15 protein-coding genes, 1 other RNA gene and 1 riboswitch are annotated in these 18,529 nt (G+C 48.2%); of the genes, 3 read left to right on the top strand and 13 right to left on the bottom strand.

Going from position 1 to position 18,529, the window contains the following annotated elements; genetic code table 11:
* Nucleotides 1-22: 22 nt before the first annotated feature.
* From DXA55_RS07470 to ffs, 6 genes are all read right to left on the bottom strand, one after another.
* The gene (locus DXA55_RS07470; protein ID WP_022463271.1) at nucleotides 23-1,126 is read right to left on the bottom strand and encodes a LacI family DNA-binding transcriptional regulator; all 1,104 of its coding nucleotides are present in this window, start codon (nucleotides 1,124-1,126) and stop codon (nucleotides 23-25) included.
* A gap of 2 nt (nucleotides 1,127-1,128) precedes the next feature.
* Nucleotides 1,129-1,725 carry a recombination mediator RecR gene (recR, locus tag DXA55_RS07465; protein WP_022463270.1) on the bottom strand — a complete coding sequence of 199 codons (597 nt, stop codon included), beginning with the start codon at nucleotides 1,723-1,725 and terminating at the stop codon, nucleotides 1,129-1,131.
* The gene (locus DXA55_RS07460; protein ID WP_022463269.1) at nucleotides 1,725-2,078 is read right to left on the bottom strand and encodes a YbaB/EbfC family nucleoid-associated protein; all 354 of its coding nucleotides are present in this window, start codon (nucleotides 2,076-2,078) and stop codon (nucleotides 1,725-1,727) included. The genes recR and DXA55_RS07460 overlap by 1 nt, the downstream gene beginning before the upstream one ends.
* 33 nt (nucleotides 2,079-2,111) lie before the next feature.
* On the bottom strand, nucleotides 2,112-3,761 hold the full coding sequence (gene dnaX / locus DXA55_RS07455; RefSeq protein ID WP_117813550.1) for a DNA polymerase III subunit gamma/tau: 1,650 nt from the start codon (nucleotides 3,759-3,761) through the stop codon (nucleotides 2,112-2,114).
* Nucleotides 3,762-3,905: 144 nt separating this feature from the next.
* Nucleotides 3,906-4,985 carry a 6-phosphofructokinase gene (locus DXA55_RS07450; protein WP_022463267.1) on the bottom strand — a complete coding sequence of 360 codons (1,080 nt, stop codon included), beginning with the start codon at nucleotides 4,983-4,985 and terminating at the stop codon, nucleotides 3,906-3,908.
* A 194-nt stretch (nucleotides 4,986-5,179) separates the two neighbouring features.
* An RNA gene (ffs, locus tag DXA55_RS07445) (signal recognition particle sRNA large type) lies at nucleotides 5,180-5,442 on the bottom strand.
* Nucleotides 5,443-5,656: 214 nt separating this feature from the next.
* Here ffs and DXA55_RS07440 point away from each other — a divergent pair.
* The 3 genes from DXA55_RS07440 to asnA all read left to right on the top strand — a co-directional run bounded on the left by DXA55_RS07440 (nucleotide 5,657) and on the right by asnA (nucleotide 8,613).
* Entirely contained in the window at nucleotides 5,657-6,400 is a 744-nt protein-coding gene (locus tag DXA55_RS07440) for a ThuA domain-containing protein (RefSeq protein ID WP_117805071.1), read from the top strand.
* Nucleotides 6,401-6,533: 133 nt separating this feature from the next.
* On the top strand, nucleotides 6,534-7,385 hold the full coding sequence (locus DXA55_RS07435; RefSeq protein ID WP_117805070.1) for a sugar phosphate isomerase/epimerase family protein: 852 nt from the start codon (nucleotides 6,534-6,536) through the stop codon (nucleotides 7,383-7,385).
* 214 nt (nucleotides 7,386-7,599) lie between these two features.
* Nucleotides 7,600-8,613, top strand: a complete 1,014-nt coding sequence (gene asnA, locus DXA55_RS07430) for an aspartate--ammonia ligase (protein WP_022463264.1) — start codon at nucleotides 7,600-7,602, stop codon at nucleotides 8,611-8,613.
* A gap of 150 nt (nucleotides 8,614-8,763) precedes the next feature.
* Here asnA and DXA55_RS07425 read toward each other — a convergent pair whose 3' ends face one another.
* The 7 genes from DXA55_RS07425 to DXA55_RS07395 all read right to left on the bottom strand — a co-directional run bounded on the left by DXA55_RS07425 (nucleotide 8,764) and on the right by DXA55_RS07395 (nucleotide 18,309).
* Nucleotides 8,764-12,159 (bottom strand): DEAD/DEAH box helicase, encoded by a 3,396-nt coding sequence (locus tag DXA55_RS07425; RefSeq protein WP_117813548.1) that lies wholly within the window; start codon nucleotides 12,157-12,159, stop codon nucleotides 8,764-8,766.
* Between the two features lie 21 nt (nucleotides 12,160-12,180).
* Entirely contained in the window at nucleotides 12,181-12,636 is a 456-nt protein-coding gene (locus tag DXA55_RS07420) for a DUF2399 domain-containing protein (protein ID WP_117813546.1), read from the bottom strand.
* Between the two features lie 333 nt (nucleotides 12,637-12,969).
* Nucleotides 12,970-14,163: an elongation factor Tu gene (tuf, locus tag DXA55_RS07415; RefSeq protein ID WP_022463261.1), complete on the bottom strand. Its 1,194-nt coding sequence runs from the start codon at nucleotides 14,161-14,163 to the stop codon at nucleotides 12,970-12,972.
* Between the two features lie 197 nt (nucleotides 14,164-14,360).
* Complete coding sequence (gene fusA / locus DXA55_RS07410) at nucleotides 14,361-16,478, bottom strand: elongation factor G (protein WP_117509903.1); 2,118 nt, start codon at nucleotides 16,476-16,478, stop codon at nucleotides 14,361-14,363.
* Nucleotides 16,479-16,493: 15 nt separating this feature from the next.
* Entirely contained in the window at nucleotides 16,494-16,964 is a 471-nt protein-coding gene (gene rpsG / locus DXA55_RS07405) for a 30S ribosomal protein S7 (RefSeq protein WP_022463259.1), read from the bottom strand.
* A 174-nt stretch (nucleotides 16,965-17,138) separates the two neighbouring features.
* Nucleotides 17,139-17,555, bottom strand: a complete 417-nt coding sequence (gene rpsL / locus DXA55_RS07400) for a 30S ribosomal protein S12 (RefSeq protein ID WP_022463258.1) — start codon at nucleotides 17,553-17,555, stop codon at nucleotides 17,139-17,141.
* Nucleotides 17,556-17,841: 286 nt separating this feature from the next.
* Nucleotides 17,842-18,309, bottom strand: coding sequence for a hypothetical protein (locus tag DXA55_RS07395; RefSeq protein WP_147342001.1), 468 nt, complete (start codon nucleotides 18,307-18,309; stop codon nucleotides 17,842-17,844).
* 161 nt (nucleotides 18,310-18,470) lie between these two features.
* Nucleotides 18,471-18,515: riboswitch (PreQ1 riboswitch) on the top strand.
* Nucleotides 18,516-18,529: the final 14 nt, after the last annotated feature.

Here is an 18,529-nt window from a genome sequence, read left to right as displayed (position 1 = left end):
ATTAATAATAAATTCAGCCGTCCTATTTATTTTTTAATTTTTCGGTTCTTGCATACGAAGTGCTGCGCCGCACGATCAGTTTCGGCTCATACTCGACATGATACGTGCTTAAGGGTTCATTGCCGTCCTGGCTTTCCCGAAGAGACTGGATTTTCCGCAGGATGATATCGCACGCATCGCGGCCCTTCAATGGCACATAGTGGTCGATCGTCGTCAAGGAAATCGAGCGGAAGCTGGAATAGACGGTGTTGTCACATCCCACTACGGAAATATCCGCCGGAATGCGCAGTTTGCTCTCGAGCACGGCGTCCATGATCCCGAACGCTATCATATCATTCATGCCGACGATTGCCGTAAGGTTCTTGTCCTCCCGCAGCAGTTCCTTCGTCAGATAATAGCCCATCTTGTACTCAGAATCCATGCTCGGGATCACCTCGTCGAGGTCCTCATCCGCCGATTTGACGATCACGCCGTCGCCGTATCCTGCCTCCTCAAACTCGCGCACAAAGCCCTCCACGCGTTTCAGGCGCTGGCCCTGTTTGGAAGTCAGCGGAGGTGAAACAAACGCCACATGCCGGTGTCCCAGTTCCAGCAGGTGGCGTGCCATCAGCCTGCCGGGTTTTGCATTGTTCAGCTCGACCGCATCAATTTCCAGCAGTTCTTCTCGGTTGTTGATGATGACAAGCGGAATCTCCGCGGCCAGCTCCTCCACTTTTTCCTTGCAGCTTCTGCTCGGATTGCAGGTGTAGATAATGCCGCGCGGGCGCACACTCTTCATCATCCGAAGATAATTCTCTTCGATTTTCAGGTCCCTCTGCGTATTGCAGACAAAGACCCCGTAATTCTTCTCTTTTGCAACTTCTTCGATGCCGTGCAGCAGCATCACATAGTAAGGATTCGTCAGCGTCGGACAGAAGACGACGATCAGCTTGTTGCCGTTCGACTCTCTTCTCATCTTCCGCCGCGGAATCTGGTAGCCCAGCTCTTTTGCCGCCGCCTCCACTTTTTCTACGGTTTCCCGCGAGAACGAAACGTTTTCCCGCCGGTTCAGGATCATGGAGACCGTCGCCTGGGATACGCCTGAGGCTGCTGCGACATCACTGGATGTCACTTTTTTTCTGCCCATAATTACAGCTCCGTTCTGCCCTCTAACGCACGCAGAAGGGTGACTTCGTCAATATTTTCCAGATCGCCGCCCACCGGAACGCCGCTTGCAATCCGCGTCACCTTGATTCCGGTCGGCTTGATCAGCTTGCTGATGTACATGGCCGTTGTCTCGCCCTCCAGGCTGGAGTTCGTGGCAACGATAACCTCCGAGACATCGCCCTGGAGGCGCTGCATCAGCTCTTTTAACCGGATGTCGTCCGGCCCAATCCCCAGCATCGGGGAGATGGCCCCGTGCAGGACGTGGTAAACGCCGTCGTATTTTCCGGTTTTTTCATATGCCGCAAGATCCTGCGTCGTCTCCACCACCATGATCACGCTGTGGTCGCGCTTGACATTTGCGCAGATCGGGCACAGCTCTTTGTCGGTCAGGGTCTGGCAGCACTTGCAGTACTGGACGTGGGATTTTGCTTCTGTGATCGAATCGGCCAGCCGTTTTGCCTGGTCGGCCGGCATATTCATAATATGAAAGGCCAGTCGCTGTGCGGTTTTCACACCGATGCCAGGCAGATGGGACAGCTGCTCGATCAACTGATTGATGTATCCGCTGTAGTAATCCATCAGAACGGGAATCCTCCGCCCATGCTGCCGAGTCCGCCGGCAAGTTTGCCCATAGCTTTGGCTGCCTCGTCCTCAACTTTGCGCAGTGCTTCGTTGGTTGCTGCCATGATCAGATCCTCGAGCATTTCTACGTCGTCCGGATCTACGGCATCTTCGCTGATTTTAACTTTGGTTACTTCTTTTTTACCGGAAATGGTTACTTCTACGGCTCCGCCGCCTGCTGTCGCAGTGAACTCTTTCTCCTCCAGTGCTTTCTGGTTCTCTTCCATCTGCTTCTGCATTTTCTGAGCCTGCTTCATCAGATTGTTCATGTTGCCCGGCATTCCTCCCGGGAATCCTCCTCTTTTTGCCATGGGTAATATCCTCCTGAAAAATTTGTTTTTAATCTATTCTTCCCCGTCGTCGAAGTCGCTCTCGTCGTCCTCCTCGACCGGGATTCCATGAATCGCCTGCGTCAGTGCATCATCCACGGAAATCGTGGAGAGCGCGGCGTTTGCATGCTGGTCTGCTAAAATGAGCTGGACCTCTACGGTTTTTCCAGTCATCTGTTCAATAATGGTGCGGATCTCATCGGCTGCCTCCGGCCGCTCAACGTAAATGGATGCGAGCTGGTCTGCAAACTCAACAAACAGTTTGGCGTCGCCCGTCTCGCTGTTGTATTTCGGAACGGCGCTCTGCAGAAACTGGCGGAACATGCCGCTTGTCTGGCCGACAATTGCCTTCCAGGACGCGCTGATGCGCTGTAAATCCGCCGGTGCGGCTTTCACTGGTGCCGGTGCACTCTGCGATGTTTCTGCCGCCGCATAGCCGTTTCCGGCCGCTCCGGAGCCTCCTGCACTGCCGTTTCCTGCTCCCGGTGCATTTGTCACCATCATCGGGATTCCGCGCTCCATTTTTTCTTCGAGAATCCTAAGCCGCTCCAGCACGGATTCGAGGTTCTGCTCCATCTGCGGTTTGCAGAGTTTGACGAGCGCCACCTCAACGAGCACGCGCTTCTGCGCCGCATAGCGGAGCTGGCCGGAGAGCTCGGATAAAACGCGGATATAGTGGATCAGCGTCTCATCATCTACCATCGTGCTCTCTTCTTTTAAGAGCTTCAGGTTTTCTGTAGAGACGTCGAGCAGTTCTTCGGTTTCATCTGCGCTTTTTACCAACAGCAGATTCCGCAGATACCACGTAAAGTCGGTAACGAACTGTCCCAGCTCTTTTCCGCGGTTTAAAAGGGTTTCCAGCGTGCGGATGCTTCCCGTTACATCCCCGGCGAGGATCGTGCGGAGCATCTGGCTGAAGATTTCGGTATCAACAGTTCCGAGAACTTCAAGGACTTTATCGTACGTCAGCTTCTGCCCGAGGTAGAAGGCGATGCACTGGTCCAGGAGGCTTAACGCGTCTCGCATGGAGCCGTCGCCCGCCTTTGCGACGTAGCGGATGGCTTTTTCTTCGACGTCCACGCCCTCTTTTTCCATCAGTTCACTAAGACGCGCCGCGATGGTATCGATCGTGATGCGGCGGAAATCGTACCGCTGGCATCTGGAAAGGATCGTCACCGGGATTTTGTTTGCCTCTGTGGTCGCCAGAATGAAGATGACATAGGACGGCGGCTCCTCCAGGGTTTTTAAGAGTGCATTGAACGCTCCGGTAGAAAGCATATGCACCTCGTCGATGATATAGACTTTATACCGTCCCTGTGTCGGCCGGTAGGCTACCTCCTCACGGATTTCACGGATGTTGTCGACACCGTTGTTCGATGCCGCGTCGATCTCGATGACGTTCGTGGAAACGCCCGCCAGAATCGCCTTACACGTCGGACATTCGTTGCACGGGCTTCCGTCCACGGGATGTTCGCAGTTGACCGAGCGGGCAAGAATCTTGGCGATCGTCGTTTTTCCTGTTCCGCGGGTTCCGCAGAACAGGTACGCATGACCGATGCGGTCCGCGCGGATCTGATTTTTTAATGTTGTTACAATGTGATCCTGTCCTTTTACATCCTCAAAGGTGGAAGGACGGAATTTTCGGTACAGAGCAGTATAGCTCATAAAATTTTTCTCCTTTTATTGCATCGGCATGGAAGCCTGCCGCCGGCAGTTTCTTTTGGACAGCAGTGCAACAGAAGAACGGAGACCTTGTTCTTCTTGCTTTAAGGCCTCCGTTCTTTTTCCTTGCCTTTTTTCGGGAACGCATCAATCGCCGAAGCTGATTCCCATCCGTTTTGCCTGCAGGACTTCCTGTGCATTCGGATCTACGGTCTTTAATTTTCCGGCGCACTCGCCCAGCGGAATTTTCTTTACTTTTCCGTTGACCATTCCGACCATGTAGCCGTACTGTTTGTCCAGAATAAGCTGTGCTGCCTCGGATCCGAGTCTTGTGGAAAGGACACGGTCATACGGACACGGGCTGCCGCCTCGCTGCATGTGGCCCGGTACGGTGACGCGGATTTCCATGCCTGTCTTTGCCTCGATCTCTTCTGCGATCTTGTAGGATACGGACGGGTATTTCTTTGCGATTTCTTCCTGACGTTTTTTCAGCTCTTTCTTCGGAAGTGCTGCGTCTTCTTTTGCAATTGCACCCTCGGCAACGGCAAGAATGGTGAATCCGCTTCCGCGCTCTTTTCGTCTGTTGATGGCCTCGCATACTTTTTCAATATCGTATGGAATTTCCGGAATCAGGATAACGTCTGCGCCGCTTGCGATTCCGGCGTACAGAGTCAGCCAGCCTACTTTATGACCCATAACCTCTACGATAAAAACTCTCTGGTGAGAGGAAGCTGTTGTATGGATGCAGTCGATCGCATCGGATGCAATATTGACGGCACTGTAGAAACCGAAGGTCATATCCGTTCCGTAGATATCATTATCGATGGTTTTCGGAAGATGGATAATATTCAGTCCTTCCTCTCTCAAGAGGTTTGCTGTTTTCTGGGTTCCGTTTCCGCCAAGAATGACAAGGCAGTCCAGAAGGAGCTTGTGGTAGGTATGCTTCATTGCTTCCACTTTGTCCAGACCGTTTGCATCCGGGGTACGCATCAGCTTAAACGGCTGACGTGAGGTTCCGAGAATAGTTCCTCCCTGTGTTAATATACCGGAAAAATCTTTTGCACTGAGCATGCGGTAATCGCTGTAGATGAGGCCTTTATAGCCGTTCATGAATCCGTATACTTCGAGATCTTTTACATTGTTTGCAAGGCCTTTTACGACTCCGCGCATGGTCGCATTTAATGCCTGGCAGTCTCCGCCGCTTGTTAACAGACCAATTCTTAACATATGACTTTTCCCATCCTGTTCTTTATTAGATTTTCACGACTGCTTCTTGTTTCTTGGCAGTATTATGGAATGTTTACATTATACCCTATTTTTTTCGTTCTCACAATAGTTCGGGGGAAGAAAGCGCGGGAGTTTCTATTTTTTGTACGAAAAAAGGAAGTCTGGGGTTCAGGCTTCCTTGGATTTTCTTTTTTATGCGCGCCGCACTTCGAACTCTCACCACGAACGTTACTCCTACAGCCTACTCGGCCCAGGCACCCTCACGGCACACAGGAGATTCCACTTAGTGCTGCTGCATTCCTGCCCTGACACGGTTCATGGAGTCCTGTTGCGTAAGACCCAGACGTCAACGTCACTTATAGAAGGCAGCTTCGCAATGAAAGAGCCCTCGGATTGGCATCACCCCCGCTGTAGCGGATTGCGGGTACAGGGCACCGCTATCTCCCCGGCTGCGCATTGTTTAGTATACGGGATTTCGGAGGGGATGTCAAGGAATTTGTGAATTGAAATATTGGTATAGCACGAGTATAATTTATAGTAAGGCCAGAAAATAACGCAAAAATTCAGTACCGCAGAGTGTGAACGACTGCTTTTTTCATTATTTTCAAAATTTGCTATCGATAACTTTTTGAAAATGATATATTTTTTTCTTATAGAAGGAGGGTGGACGAATGATACGAGTTACGGTCTGGAATGAGTTTCAGCATGAGCGAACACAGGAGAAAGTGAAAGAGATTTATCCGGACGGGATTCATGCCTGTATTGCAAAGTTTCTGGGACAAGAGGAGGAGCTTTCGGTTCGGACGGCTGTGTTTGACGAGAAGGAGCATGGGCTGACGGAAGAAGTGCTGGCAAATACCGATGTGCTGGTGTTCTGGAATCATATGCTGCAGGAGGAGTTCTCGGACGATGTGGCCGAGCGGGTTCGGCGTCATGTGCTGGCCGGAATGGGGCTGGTAGTTCTGCATTCAGGGCATTATTCCAAGATTATGCGGAAGCTTCTCGGAACAAGTATGACGCTTCGGTGGCGGCATGGGGATCGTGAGAGACTGTTCTGTACGTGTCCGACCCATCCGATCGCGCAGGGAATTCCGGCATGGGTGGATATTCCGGAGGAAGAGATGTACGGGGAGTTTTTTGATATTCCCAAACCGGATGATGTGGTATTTACGGGATGGTTTGCAGGCGGTGAGGTGTTCCGCAGCGGATGCACCTTTACACGTGGGCTGGGCAAAATTTTCTATTTTCAGCCGGGACACGAGGAATACCCCATTTACCATATGCCGGTGATTCAGAAGATTATCAAAAACGGGGTGCGCTGGTGCGTTCCTGTAGTACGAAGACCGGCACCACTGGATAATGCATGGGTGAATCCATCTACAGAGGAAGTGTATCTTTCTTCACACGAAAAATAGCAACTGCAGTTTACCGATATCTGTATCCCGTTTGATTTTTTCAAAACAGGGGTCTGATTTCACGATCAAAAATGTTCTGCAATACGCGGATGGAATCTGCGTACACATTGCATAAATCAGGAGGAAATGTTATATGAGAAAGCTTTCCGTTTTTTACGAACACATTCTACAGGCGTGTGAGCAATCCGGTAAGACGATTCCGGAAGTGCTCGCGTTCTGCAGGGATCAGGGAATTTCGGCTGTTGAGATGAACTACAGTCTGTTTGCATCAGAAAAAGAGGTCATTGCCCCGATGCTTTCCGATGCGGGGCTGGTGATCAGCTGTATGCATGAAACCTTTGATTTTTCCCATGATACGGATCTTGGCAGAGCACAGCAGATGCTCGATACTGCGGCATCGCAGCAGGTTTCGCGTGTCCTGTTTGTTGCAGGCGCGCTTGAAACTGCCGAAGCGGCAGAGCTTGCAGCCTGCAGCAGCACCTATGAGGCAACGAGTACTTTTATGGCCGAAAACAAATCGATTCAAAATATGGTACATGCGCTTTCCTCACTCGCCGAATATGCGGCTTTGCGTGGCGTTACGATTACCTTAGAGGACTTTGACGGTTTTTTACAGCCGTTTGCACGCACATATCCGCTGCTCTGGTTTATGGAGCACGTGCCGGGGCTGCGGTATACGCTTGATATCGGAAATTTTGCTTTCAGTGATGAGGATGTTTCGTATGCTGCCTGGCTTCTGAAGGATTATATTGTCCATGTTCACTGTAAGGATCGTGCCGAAAGCCCGCTCGTTCACGGACGTTTCTGCCGCGGCCTTGGCCAGACACCGGCCGGAACGGGATATCTGCCGATGGCAAAGCTTCTTACAGATTTAGAAGCGTGCGATTACGACGGTTATCTCGCCATCGAGCATTTCGATGCGCCGGATCAGTTATCGTTCATCGAACAGTCCGCAGCGTTTCTGCGCCAGTGGGTTTCCGAATAATTCCGCCTCTTTCATAAGCGCTCTGATTTTCGGAAAAATTCGTATTTCCGGGGAGAATTTCAGCAAAAAAATTATGTCGAAAAAATTCTTTACTATCTTTGGTTTTTTCGTATCTTTTCCTTGCTTTCCATGGAAAACATGGTAAACTAAATTTGAAGCTTTTTGAGAAGGCGTGATTCGAAAAGCAAATCTAAAACAAGAGGGTTTTAAAGTAATGGGAGAAATTATTATTCCGCAGGGTTACAAATCTGCATTAAACCTCCACGATACACAGGTGGCGATTAAAACAGTAAAGGATTATTTCCAGCACGAGCTGACACATCGTCTGCATCTGCTCCGTGTAACAGCTCCGCTTTTTGTACAGCCGGAAACCGGCTTGAATGACAATCTGAATGGCGTAGAACACCCGGTTTCTTTTGAGTTAAAGGATCAGGGTACCAAGAAAACCGCTGAAATTGTTCAGTCTCTGGCAAAATGGAAACGGTACGCGCTTCACAAATACGGCTTCTCTGAGGGAGAAGGCATCTACACCGATATGAACGCCATCCGCCAGGACGAGGTGACCGACAACATTCACTCCGTTTACGTGGATCAGTGGGACTGGGAAAAAATCATGTCCCCGGAAGAACGCAATCTTGATTTCTTAAAGAGTACCGTAAAAGATATCTATGAGGCACTGAAAAACACGGAAAAACATATGGCAGACCAGTACGACTACATCGAAACCATTCTGCCGGATGAAATTTTCTTTATCACTTCCCAGGAACTTGAGGATCGCTATCCGGATCTGACTCCAAAGGAAAGAGAGTATACAATCACCAAAGAAAAAGGTGCTGTCTTTATTATGCAGATCGGCGGCGTGCTTGCTTCCGGAGAGCGTCAGGACGGACGTTCCCCGGACTACGACGACTGGTCCTTAAACGGCGATCTGATCGTTTATTATCCAGTGCTTGACATCGCCCTTGAGCTCTCCTCCATGGGTATCCGCGTCAACGCAGATGCTCTCCGCGCCCAGTTAAAGGAGTGCGGATGCCAGTCCCGCGCGAAGCTTCCCTTCCAGAAATCTATTCTGAACGGCACTCTCCCGCAGACAATCGGCGGCGGTATCGGACAGTCCCGTATCTGTATGTTTTTCCTGCGCAAAGCGCACATCGGAGAGGTACAGTGCTCGGTATGGCCGATGGAGACACGAGAGGTGATGGATGTGATGAATATTCAGCTTCTGTAAGATTGGTTTTGAATAGACTATTACTGTAAAAGGGATACGTTTCCTGTCCGCCCGTTTTCAGGGTATGACAGAAACGTATCCCTTTTATATTTTCCTGCATTGCTGCTGCATTTCGTCCTTACATCAAATCTTTTTCTGCTTTTTGCGGTTTCAGAACCGTTCTTCCAAAAGCTCAAGCAGTTCCTCTCTCTGAAAGGATGCTGTCTTAATTTCATCACCGGAAAGGATCTCTTCCGCCAGCTCTTTTTTCCTCTGCTGAAGCTTGATGATTTTTTCCTCGATGGTTCCTTTTGCAATCAATTTGTATACCGTCACAACATTTTTCTGCCCAATACGATGTGCACGGTCTGTCGCCTGATTTTCAACTGCAACATTCCACCATGGATCGTAATGGATGACGATATCCGCGCCGGTCAGGTTCAGGCCGGTTCCGCCTGCTTTTAGGGAAATACAGAATACAGACGTGTCATCCCGGTTGAACTGTTCCACCATTTGTGCACGCTGCTCTTTTTTCGTGCTTCCCTGCAGGACAAAGTAGCTGATGCTTTCTTCCTGCAGACGCGCGGTCAGGATCTCGATCATCGAAGTGAACTGGGAGAACAGCAGGATTTTGTGGCCGGATTCCACGGCACTCTGAATCAGCTCGATGCAGAGATCGAGTTTTGCCGAACCGCCTTCGTAATTTTCGTAAACAAGCGCAGGATCACAGCAGAGCTGACGCAGCCGCGTCAGTTCAGAGAGCACCTGGAACCTGGAATCGGCAAATTCTTCCTCTGTCTGGTTCTGCAGCATAAGCGCCAGCCGCTGGGCATGTGCATGATACAGCTCCTTCTGCTTCTGTTCCATGCAGGCAGCCATATTTTTCTCAATTTTATCCGGCAGATCCTTCAGCACTTCCTTCTTCAGACGGCGCAGAATAAACGGACGGATCATCTTTTGCAGACGTTCTAATCTTTCTTCGTCGCCATTCCGCACAATCGGAAGTTCAAACTGCTCGCGGAATTTCTGATATCCATAGAGGAATCCCGGCATCAGATAATCAAATATGCTCCATAGTTCACTTAACTGGTTTTCTACTGGTGTTCCGGTTAATGCCAGGCGGAACGATGCATGGATCGTTTTCACGGCTTTTGCTCCCTGCGTTGCGTGATTTTTGATGAACTGCGCCTCATCAATGATCTCGCAGAAGAACGGGAGATCCTGATACAGTTCGATATCGCGGCGGAGCAAATCGTACGAGGTAATCAAAATATCCTGCATACCGGCATTTTGGATCATCTCTTTCCTCTGTTCCTGTGTGCCGGCGACGAGTCTCGTCTGCAGCTCCGGAGCAAAGCGGGCACATTCGCTCTCCCAGTTATAGACGAGAGATGCCGGTGCAACGATCAAAGAACGACGATTTGCATCTTCGGGTGCTTCCTGCATTTCAGATAAGAGAAAGGCGATGGTCTGCAGCGTCTTTCCAAGTCCCATATCATCCGCCAGAATACCGCCAAAGCCGTTCTGGCATAAGGTTTTCAGCCACCAGAATCCTGTTTTCTGATATTCACGGAGCTGTGCCTGCAGATTGTCCGGAAGTTCAAAATCGTTCTCCTCTGCAGTTTTCATATTTCGGATCAGCATACGGAACTCGCGGTTTTTCTCAACCTGAAGATCATCCTGCTCTTTTAAACGGGTATCGAGGTAGAGTGCTCGGTATTTCGGAATTGTGATCTCGCCGCTCTTCAGCTTTGCCTCGGAGATCTGCAGATTTTCCCGCAGTTCCGAGAGAACGCGGATACCGTCCTCGTCCATATCCATAAATTCACCAGTCCTCAGGCGGTAAAATTTCTTTTTCCGGTCATATTTTGAAAGAATCTCTGCCAGTTCCTCCATGCCAAAATTGCCCGGATTCAAATGAAGTTCCAGTACATTTTCTGCGAGGGATACACCGACAGAAACTTTCGGGGACGGGATGACACGGATCGCTTTTAACCGGTCAGAAACAAAAATTTCGCCCAGTTTCTGCAGATCTTCCATACCGCTGCTTAAAAACTCATACATCTCATCGGCTCCCTGGAGAAGCATCTGATGTTTCCGCGCATCATAGGCGCTGAAACAGGATCGAACGAGCTGGTTTGCCGCTGCTTCTTTCCGTACATCACGGCCATGGGAAAGCTGATGGATATCGTTTGCATCTGCAAAAACATTGTATTTTTTCTCGCCATAGACAGCCAGAAGTTCGCAGATAATCATATCATGCTGCGGCGCATCCAGATAAATCTGAAATTCCACCTGCGGCGGAAGATACTGCTGTAATTCCAGCTTTTCTTCTTTTTTTACCTTAAAATGTTCCTCCAACACCGGAAGAAGTCCCTGGCAGAAGGTCGGGATATCTTCTTTTGCAATTTCACAGACTCCGTCCGGACATCGCTCCATATATTCCAGGAAGTCGCAGACTTCTGCTATCTCTTCCCTTGGGATTCGGTAAATTGTATTTTTTTCTGAAAGAAAATACAAATATTTTCTGCCATAAAAAATGGGATCCGCGTACATCTGTACCTTTAGGCCATCCGCTTTCCGTAAAAGCTTCATTTCATACTGCGGCATCCCCTCCTGGCAGTGCCACAGTTTTTCTTCTCTCCAGTTCGTACGACAAAAGAACTCCTGGCTGCCAACAGCCTCAAAAAATTCATCCATATTCTGCACAGAAATCATCACATAACGGTCATCAAAGCAGGACGCATAGCTGCCGGTACCTATCTGATAGCATGAGCCGCGTTCCATGGTATATGCGCTCAGAAATTCTACCATCGGACGGCTTTCTTCTTCAAAAGCATCCATACAGTGCAAAAAAGAAAGCTGCGCACCGTAGCTGACCGTTTCCATATTTTTTACAGCTGCTGTCATTTTGGAAACACTTTTTAATACATACATCCTTTTGCTTCCGATTTTAAATTCTGCCCGAAAGGAATCGTCAAACTGGCTCTCCAGATGAATTTCCAGTTTAACCTGACCTGCTTTTGCTTTCGGCAGAAAAGCAACCTGATCCCGCATCACATAATGTGAAAGCAGTTCAGAAAAACCGGGGCTTGTCTCTGCTTTTGGTGTTGGTTTTACTACTTTTCTGACAATTTTATGTTCTCCCTGGAATTCTTTCATTCCTTTTTTCACGCCGACAGCACGAAGAAGCTGCTCCAGTTCCTGATGTTCTTCGTCATTTCTCACTTTTTCTTCCAGTTTTTTTCTCTCTTTTTTCCGCCATTCAAGATAGTACAGCAAAACAGCGACACAATGTTTGCACAATCCCCAGTACTGCTCATGTGCCGGACAATCACAATCATCTTCCATAATTTCAGACATTTCTTCATCTACAGAAACGCTGACACAATACATATTTTTTCCGCTTCCGTCTACGACAGCTGTAATTTTATGCAGTTGATATCCGAAAATATCCTCCATTTCCTGTACCTGAAAAGCATGCACTTTCTGTTCTTCATAGATCTTTTTTCCACGGTTATATGATACGGAATTCGTCTCCTGTTTGATGTCCGCCTTTGTAATCATGCTGGTAAAATCCTTTCTGTTCTATCTTTTCCCATCATTCACAATTCGTATTTTACAGATTCTGGTTTTGATCACATCCGGGTCAAGATCTCCACTGTAGTAAATGGGAATCCCACTCTGTACGATCAACGAAATCAGTTTTAATGCTGCATACCGCGGCTGTCCCGACGTACACAGCAGCGACACATTCTTTCCCTGCACCTGTTCCATAAGATAGCTGAATACCATTTCGTTTTCCACAATGTATACACACGTTCCGACAGGCTGTACTTCTGTAATACCCTTCAGATTTTCCATGGTAAGCACATACGGTTCCCCGCATCGGCAAAAGGCTTCATATGCTGGATGCCATATCTCCTGTTTTTTCAAACGAATTCCAAACGCATGTACCAGGGAAGAAATATTATCCGGCACAACTCCCACGCACTGTAGCAGTTCTCTCCATTGCATTCGGTACTGATAAATAAGAGGTTTCATCAATTGCCTCCAAGTAGTCCATCTTTTTTCCTTTCTTATTCTCTTTTATTTCAACTAATAAAAATTATATCATATCCTGCTATATATGATAAGTTTCTTTTGGTTAAAAACAGAAAAACCCCGGCCGCCTTACGGCGCCGGGGTCTCTTACGTTTGAGCACAAGTATCTTTCGATACAATTATATTTTATTTCCCGCAGTGCTTTCCTCGATTTCGCTTCGCTCCATCTCGGTCGGGCTGTCGCCCTATAAATTCTCCGACTAATGCCCTTGTGTGAGCAAGCTCCCACCGGTCATTACTCTCCGAATTTGCACTGCTCATAGATAACCGAAATTAGTCGATCAGAGTAGCAACACGGCCTGATCCAACGGTACGGCCACCCTCACGGATAGCGAAGGTAAGACCCTGATCCATAGCGATCGGGTGGATCAGTTCGATGGTCATCTCTACGTTATCGCCAGGCATGCACATCTCAGTTCCTTCCGGAAGAGTGATAACACCTGTTACGTCAGTTGTACGGAAGTAGAACTGCGGACGATAGTTGTTGAAGAATGGAGTATGACGGCCACCCTCGTCTTTTGTCAGAACGTATACCTGAGCGGTAAATTTGGTATGGCAGTGAACGGTACCTGGTTTAGCCAGAACCTGTCCTCTTTCGATCTCTGTTCTCTGAACACCACGAAGCAGAGCACCGATGTTATCACCAGCCTGAGCCTCATCGAGGAGTTTACGGAACATCTCGATACCAGTTACAACAGTTTTCTTGGTCTCTTCTTTCAGACCTGCGATTTCAACTTCCTCATTCAGATGAAGAACACCAGCCTCAACACGGCCAGTAGCAACAGTACCACGACCAGTGATGGTGAATACGTCCTCTACAGGCATGATGAAGTCTTTATCAGTGTCACGCTGCGGATCCGGGATCCAGCTATCTACTGCATCCATAAGCTCCATGATTTTATCTCCCCATGGGCCAGCCGGGTCTTCCAGAGCTTTCAGAGCAGAACCCTGGATGATCGGAGTGTCATCTCCCGGGAAGTCATACTCGTTCAGCAGCTCACGGATCTCCATGTCTACCAGCTCAAGCAGCTCTTCGTCGTCTACCATATCGCATTTGTTCATGAATACAACGATGTAAGGTACACCTACCTGACGGGACAGAAGGATGTGCTCTTTTGTCTGAGCCATAACACCGTCTGTAGCAGCTACTACAAGGATAGCTCCGTCCATCTGTGCAGCACCAGTGATCATGTTCTTTACATAGTCAGCATGGCCTGGGCAGTCAACGTGTGCATAGTGTCTTTTCTCTGTCTGATACTCAACGTGTGCAGTAGAGATTGTGATACCACGCTCTCTCTCTTCCGGAGCTTTATCGATATCTTCGAAGTTCTCAGCAGTGTTTCCTTCTACTCTGGTAGAAAGTACTTTTGTGATAGCTGCGGTCAGAGTTGTTTTACCATGGTCAACGTGGCCGATGGTACCAATGTTACAATGCGGTTTTGTTCTTTCAAATTTAGCTTTAGCCATTTTAAAATGTCCTCCTTAAAATTGCGCCCAGTGGGCTTTTTTGAGACTAAATTGGTGGCAGGAACCCACCTGAATCGTAAACCTGCTAAGTCTGATTATATTGCATTTCCGTCTTATTTGCAAGGGAAATCTCAGAAAAATAATACTTTTAGGCTGTGCAGCCTTTGACAGCTGCACACCCGATTATTTTTCTTACATTATTTTGCTTTTGCAGACAGAACTTTTTCCTGTACGTTTTTCGGAACCTGCTCGTATTTATCAAAGAACATGGAGTAGTTACCACGTCCCTGAGTTTTAGAACGAAGGTCTGTTGCGTAACCGAACATTTCAGCCAGCGGTACGAATCCACGGATCATCTTTCCGCCGCCGATGTCATCCATACCCTCGATACGACCACGACGGGAGTTGATATCACCGATAACATCACCCATGTAATCTTCCGGAGTGGAAACTTCGACTTTCATGATAGGCTCAAGAAGAACCGGAGCACCCTTCTGCATAGCTTCCTTGAACGCCAGAGAACCGGCAATATGGAATGCCATCTCAGAAGAGTCGACCTCATGATAAGATCCGTCGTATACATTTGCATGAACACCGACTACCGGGAAGCCTCCCAGGATACCGGCTTTCATAGCCTCTTCGATACCTTCGCCTACAGCCGGGATATACTCTTTCGGAATAGCTCCACCGACAACGGTAGACTCGAATTTGTAAATCTCTTCGCCGTTTGCATCCATAGGCTCGAATTTAACTTTACAGTGACCATACTGTCCACGTCCACCAGACTGTTTTGCATATTTGCTGTCGATGTCTGCCGGTTTGGTAATGGTCTCTTTGTATGCAACCTGCGGAGCACCTACGTTAGCCTCTACTTTGAACTCACGAAGCAGACGGTCAACGATGATTTCCAGATGCAGCTCACCCATACCAGCGATGATGGTCTGGCCAGTTTCCTGATTGGTGTGTGCACGGAAGGTCGGATCCTCCTCAGCCAGTTTTGCAAGGGACTCGCCCAGTTTGCCCTGGCCTGCTTTTGTCTTAGGCTCGATAGCCAGCTCGATAACCGGCTCCGGGAACTCCATAGACTCAAGGATTACCGGATGCTGCTCGTCGCAGATGGTATCACCTGTGGTGGTGAACTTGAATCCGATTGCAGCTGCGATGTCACCGGAGTAAACTTTATCCAGCTCCATACGTTTGTTTGCATGCATCTGAAGGATACGTCCAACACGCTCTTTTTTATCTTTTGTTGCATTCAGTACGTAAGAACCGGAGTTCATCGTACCGGAGTACACACGGAAGTATGCCAGCTTACCAACGAATGGGTCTGTCATAATCTTGAATGCCAGTGCGGAGAACGGCTCGTCATCGGAAGAATGTCTTACGATCGGGTTTCCGTCCAGATCGGTACCCTCGATTGGCGGGATATCGGTCGGAGCCGGCATGTACTCAAGGATAGCGTCCAGAAGTTTCTGAACACCTTTGTTTCTGTATGCAGAACCGCAGCATACCGGTACAGCTGTACACTCGCAGGTAGCTTTACGCAGAACTGCTTTCATCTCGTCAACAGACGGGATATCATCATCCAGATAACGCATCATCAGCTCATCATCCAGCTCGCAGATCTTTTCGATCAGTTCTGTATGATACAGCTCAGCGTCGTCTTTCATATCTTCCGGGATATCAGTGATGGAGATATCATCACCCTTATCGTCGTTGTAGATGTAAGCTTTCATCTCGAACAGATCGATAATTCCCTTGAACTCATCTTCCTTACCAATTGGAAGCTGAAGGCAGATAGCATTTTTACCAAGTCTGGTCTTGATCTGATCTACAGCATTGTAGAAGTCAGCACCAAGGATGTCCATCTTGTTGATGAATGCCATACGCGGTACGTTGTAGGTATCAGCCTGACGCCATACGTTCTCAGACTGAGGCTCCACACCACCTTTTGCACAGAACACGCCGACAGCGCCGTCCAGTACACGAAGAGAACGCTCTACCTCTACGGTAAAGTCAACGTGGCCTGGGGTATCAATGATGTTGATACGGTGCTCAAGAGCGCCCGGTTTCGGCTTGCAGTTCTCTTCCAGAGTCCAGTGGCAGGTTGTAGCAGCTGAAGTAATTGTGATACCACGCTCCTGCTCCTGTTCCATCCAGTCCATGGTAGCAGTTCCTTCGTGAGTATCACCAATCTTGTAGTTAACACCGGTATAGTACAGGATACGCTCGGTCAGGGTTGTTTTACCTGCATCGATGTGAGCCATAATACCAATGTTTCTGGTTCTCTCTAATGGATATTCTCTTCCAGCCAACGGATTTTCCTCCTCTTAGAATCTGTAGTGAGCAAATGCCTTGTTAGCCTCTGCCATCTTATGAACTTCTTCTTTCTTCTTCACAGAAGCACCTGTGTTGTTAGATGCATCCAGAATCTCGTTTGCCAGTCTGTCTTCCATGGTACGCTCGCCTCTCTTGCGAGAATAAGCGGTCAGCCAACGAAGGCCAAGAGCCTGACGTCTGTCCGGTCTTACCTCGATCGGTACCTGATAAGTAGCACCACCGATACGTCTTGCTTTTACTTCAAGAACCGGCATGATATTGTTCATTGCTTCTTCAAATACTTCGATTGCTGGTTTTCCAGCTTTTTCTTCTACTTTAGCAAATGCGCCGTATACGATTTTCTGGGCAACGCCTCTCTTACCATCCAGCATGATGTTGTTGATCAGCTTGGTTACCACTTTGTTATTGTATAACGGATCTGCTAAAACATCTCTTTTCTGAGTATGTCCTTTACGTGGCACGTTACTTCCCTCCTTAACCATCATTCGATTAAATCATCGGTACTCACACTTATTTGCAGTATGTCCGCGCGTGTAAATTCTCTATAAATCCGCAGCCGTGGGGATTTATGGAATAACGCACAACATTTCGCTTTTTTTGTGATACTAGATATATCTCGAACTCGTTTTACTTAATTATTTCTTTTTCGGTCTCTTAGCACCGTATTTAGAACGGGCCTGTTTTCTGTTAGCAACACCTGCAGTATCAAGTGTACCACGGATGATGTGGTATCTGGTACCTGGCAGGTCCTTAACTCTTCCTCCACGGATCAGAACAACGCTGTGCTCCTGAAGGTTGTGACCTTCTCCTGGGATGTAACTTGTTACTTCGATTCCGTTGGAAAGACGAACTCTGGCGATTTTACGAAGAGCTGAGTTAGGTTTTTTCGGTGTAGCAGTTTTAACAGCTGTGCACACACCTCTCTTCTGAGGAGAAGACATATCTGTGGATTTCTTTCTCAGAGAATTGTAGCTTTTCTGCAGTGCCGGCGCGGTAGATTTCTTTACGGAAGTCTCACGGCCTTTTCTTACTAACTGGTTGAATGTTGGCATTCCATTTCACCTCCTGATAGATTTCTCCGTGTGTCCCACGGGGTTTCATACGGCTGCTTTAGTTCAACATAATTGCTTTGCAGCTTTTGCGCGCAAAAAACAGTCTTTTACGCACGCTCGTTTATTATAGCGTCTGTCCTTTCAAAAGTCAAGGGGGAAATTCGCAAAAAATCGCGTATTTACGCGGCTTCTGCGGATTTCCCCCATTGATGCATTACTGTGCAAAAGTATTTTTTCTTCCTATTATAATCTCACCAGATTATTTTCTGACATTTTCTGTTTTTCGTTAAAGCGGACGGTTCCTGAAGGCCGGACACGCATCACACCGCTTCGGCTTCTCCTCGCTCTGTGCATTGCCCCAGAGGTCACGCGCTTTCTCTTCGGCACACCCTTTGCACCAGGGAAACATGCGGACATTGCTGATGTAAAAGTTCTCAAAGTTTGTCTCGTCGTTGTTGATGTCAAACTGCTGCTTTCTCGACAGCTCTTCCGTATGTTCTGCAATCCAGGCCTTCTGCCCTTCGGTTGCCGGATACCCCGGTCCGCCGAGGACGTAATCCATATCGGCATGGAGATTTTCCGGTTCGCCTGGTTTGTGGAATCCTACAAATAAAATATAACCGCTGCGCAAAAGCTCCTGGATCGGCTCGTCCGTCTGGCCGTCCGGACCTAAAATCGCCCGCGCGGTCTGCGCATGAAAATTTTCTGTTTTGGGATAGAATTTCCCAGTTGGTGCTAAAAATCCATCTGCCATTTTCTTTTCTCCCATGTTCTCATTTGCTGTATGCTTTTCTATACCATAACCGATTTTTTCAAAACAGGCAAGGTTTGTTTTACTGGATTTTTTTTTTTATCTGTGCTATACTCTTGCCCGTGCATTTATGCAATCGGATTTTCCCGTCTTTTTTGCGGGTGTCCGGACTGGTTCGTGAACTTCCCAGTATAAAAAACCAAGTATCTCAAAATTTTCATCA

The sequence above is a fragment of the Blautia sp. OF03-13 genome, from assembly GCF_003460685.1.
Taxonomy (GTDB): domain Bacteria; phylum Bacillota; class Clostridia; order Lachnospirales; family Lachnospiraceae; genus Fusicatenibacter; species Fusicatenibacter saccharivorans.
The sequence above is the reverse complement of the archived record's forward strand: the minus strand, read 5'-3'. Positions and strand labels throughout refer to the sequence as shown.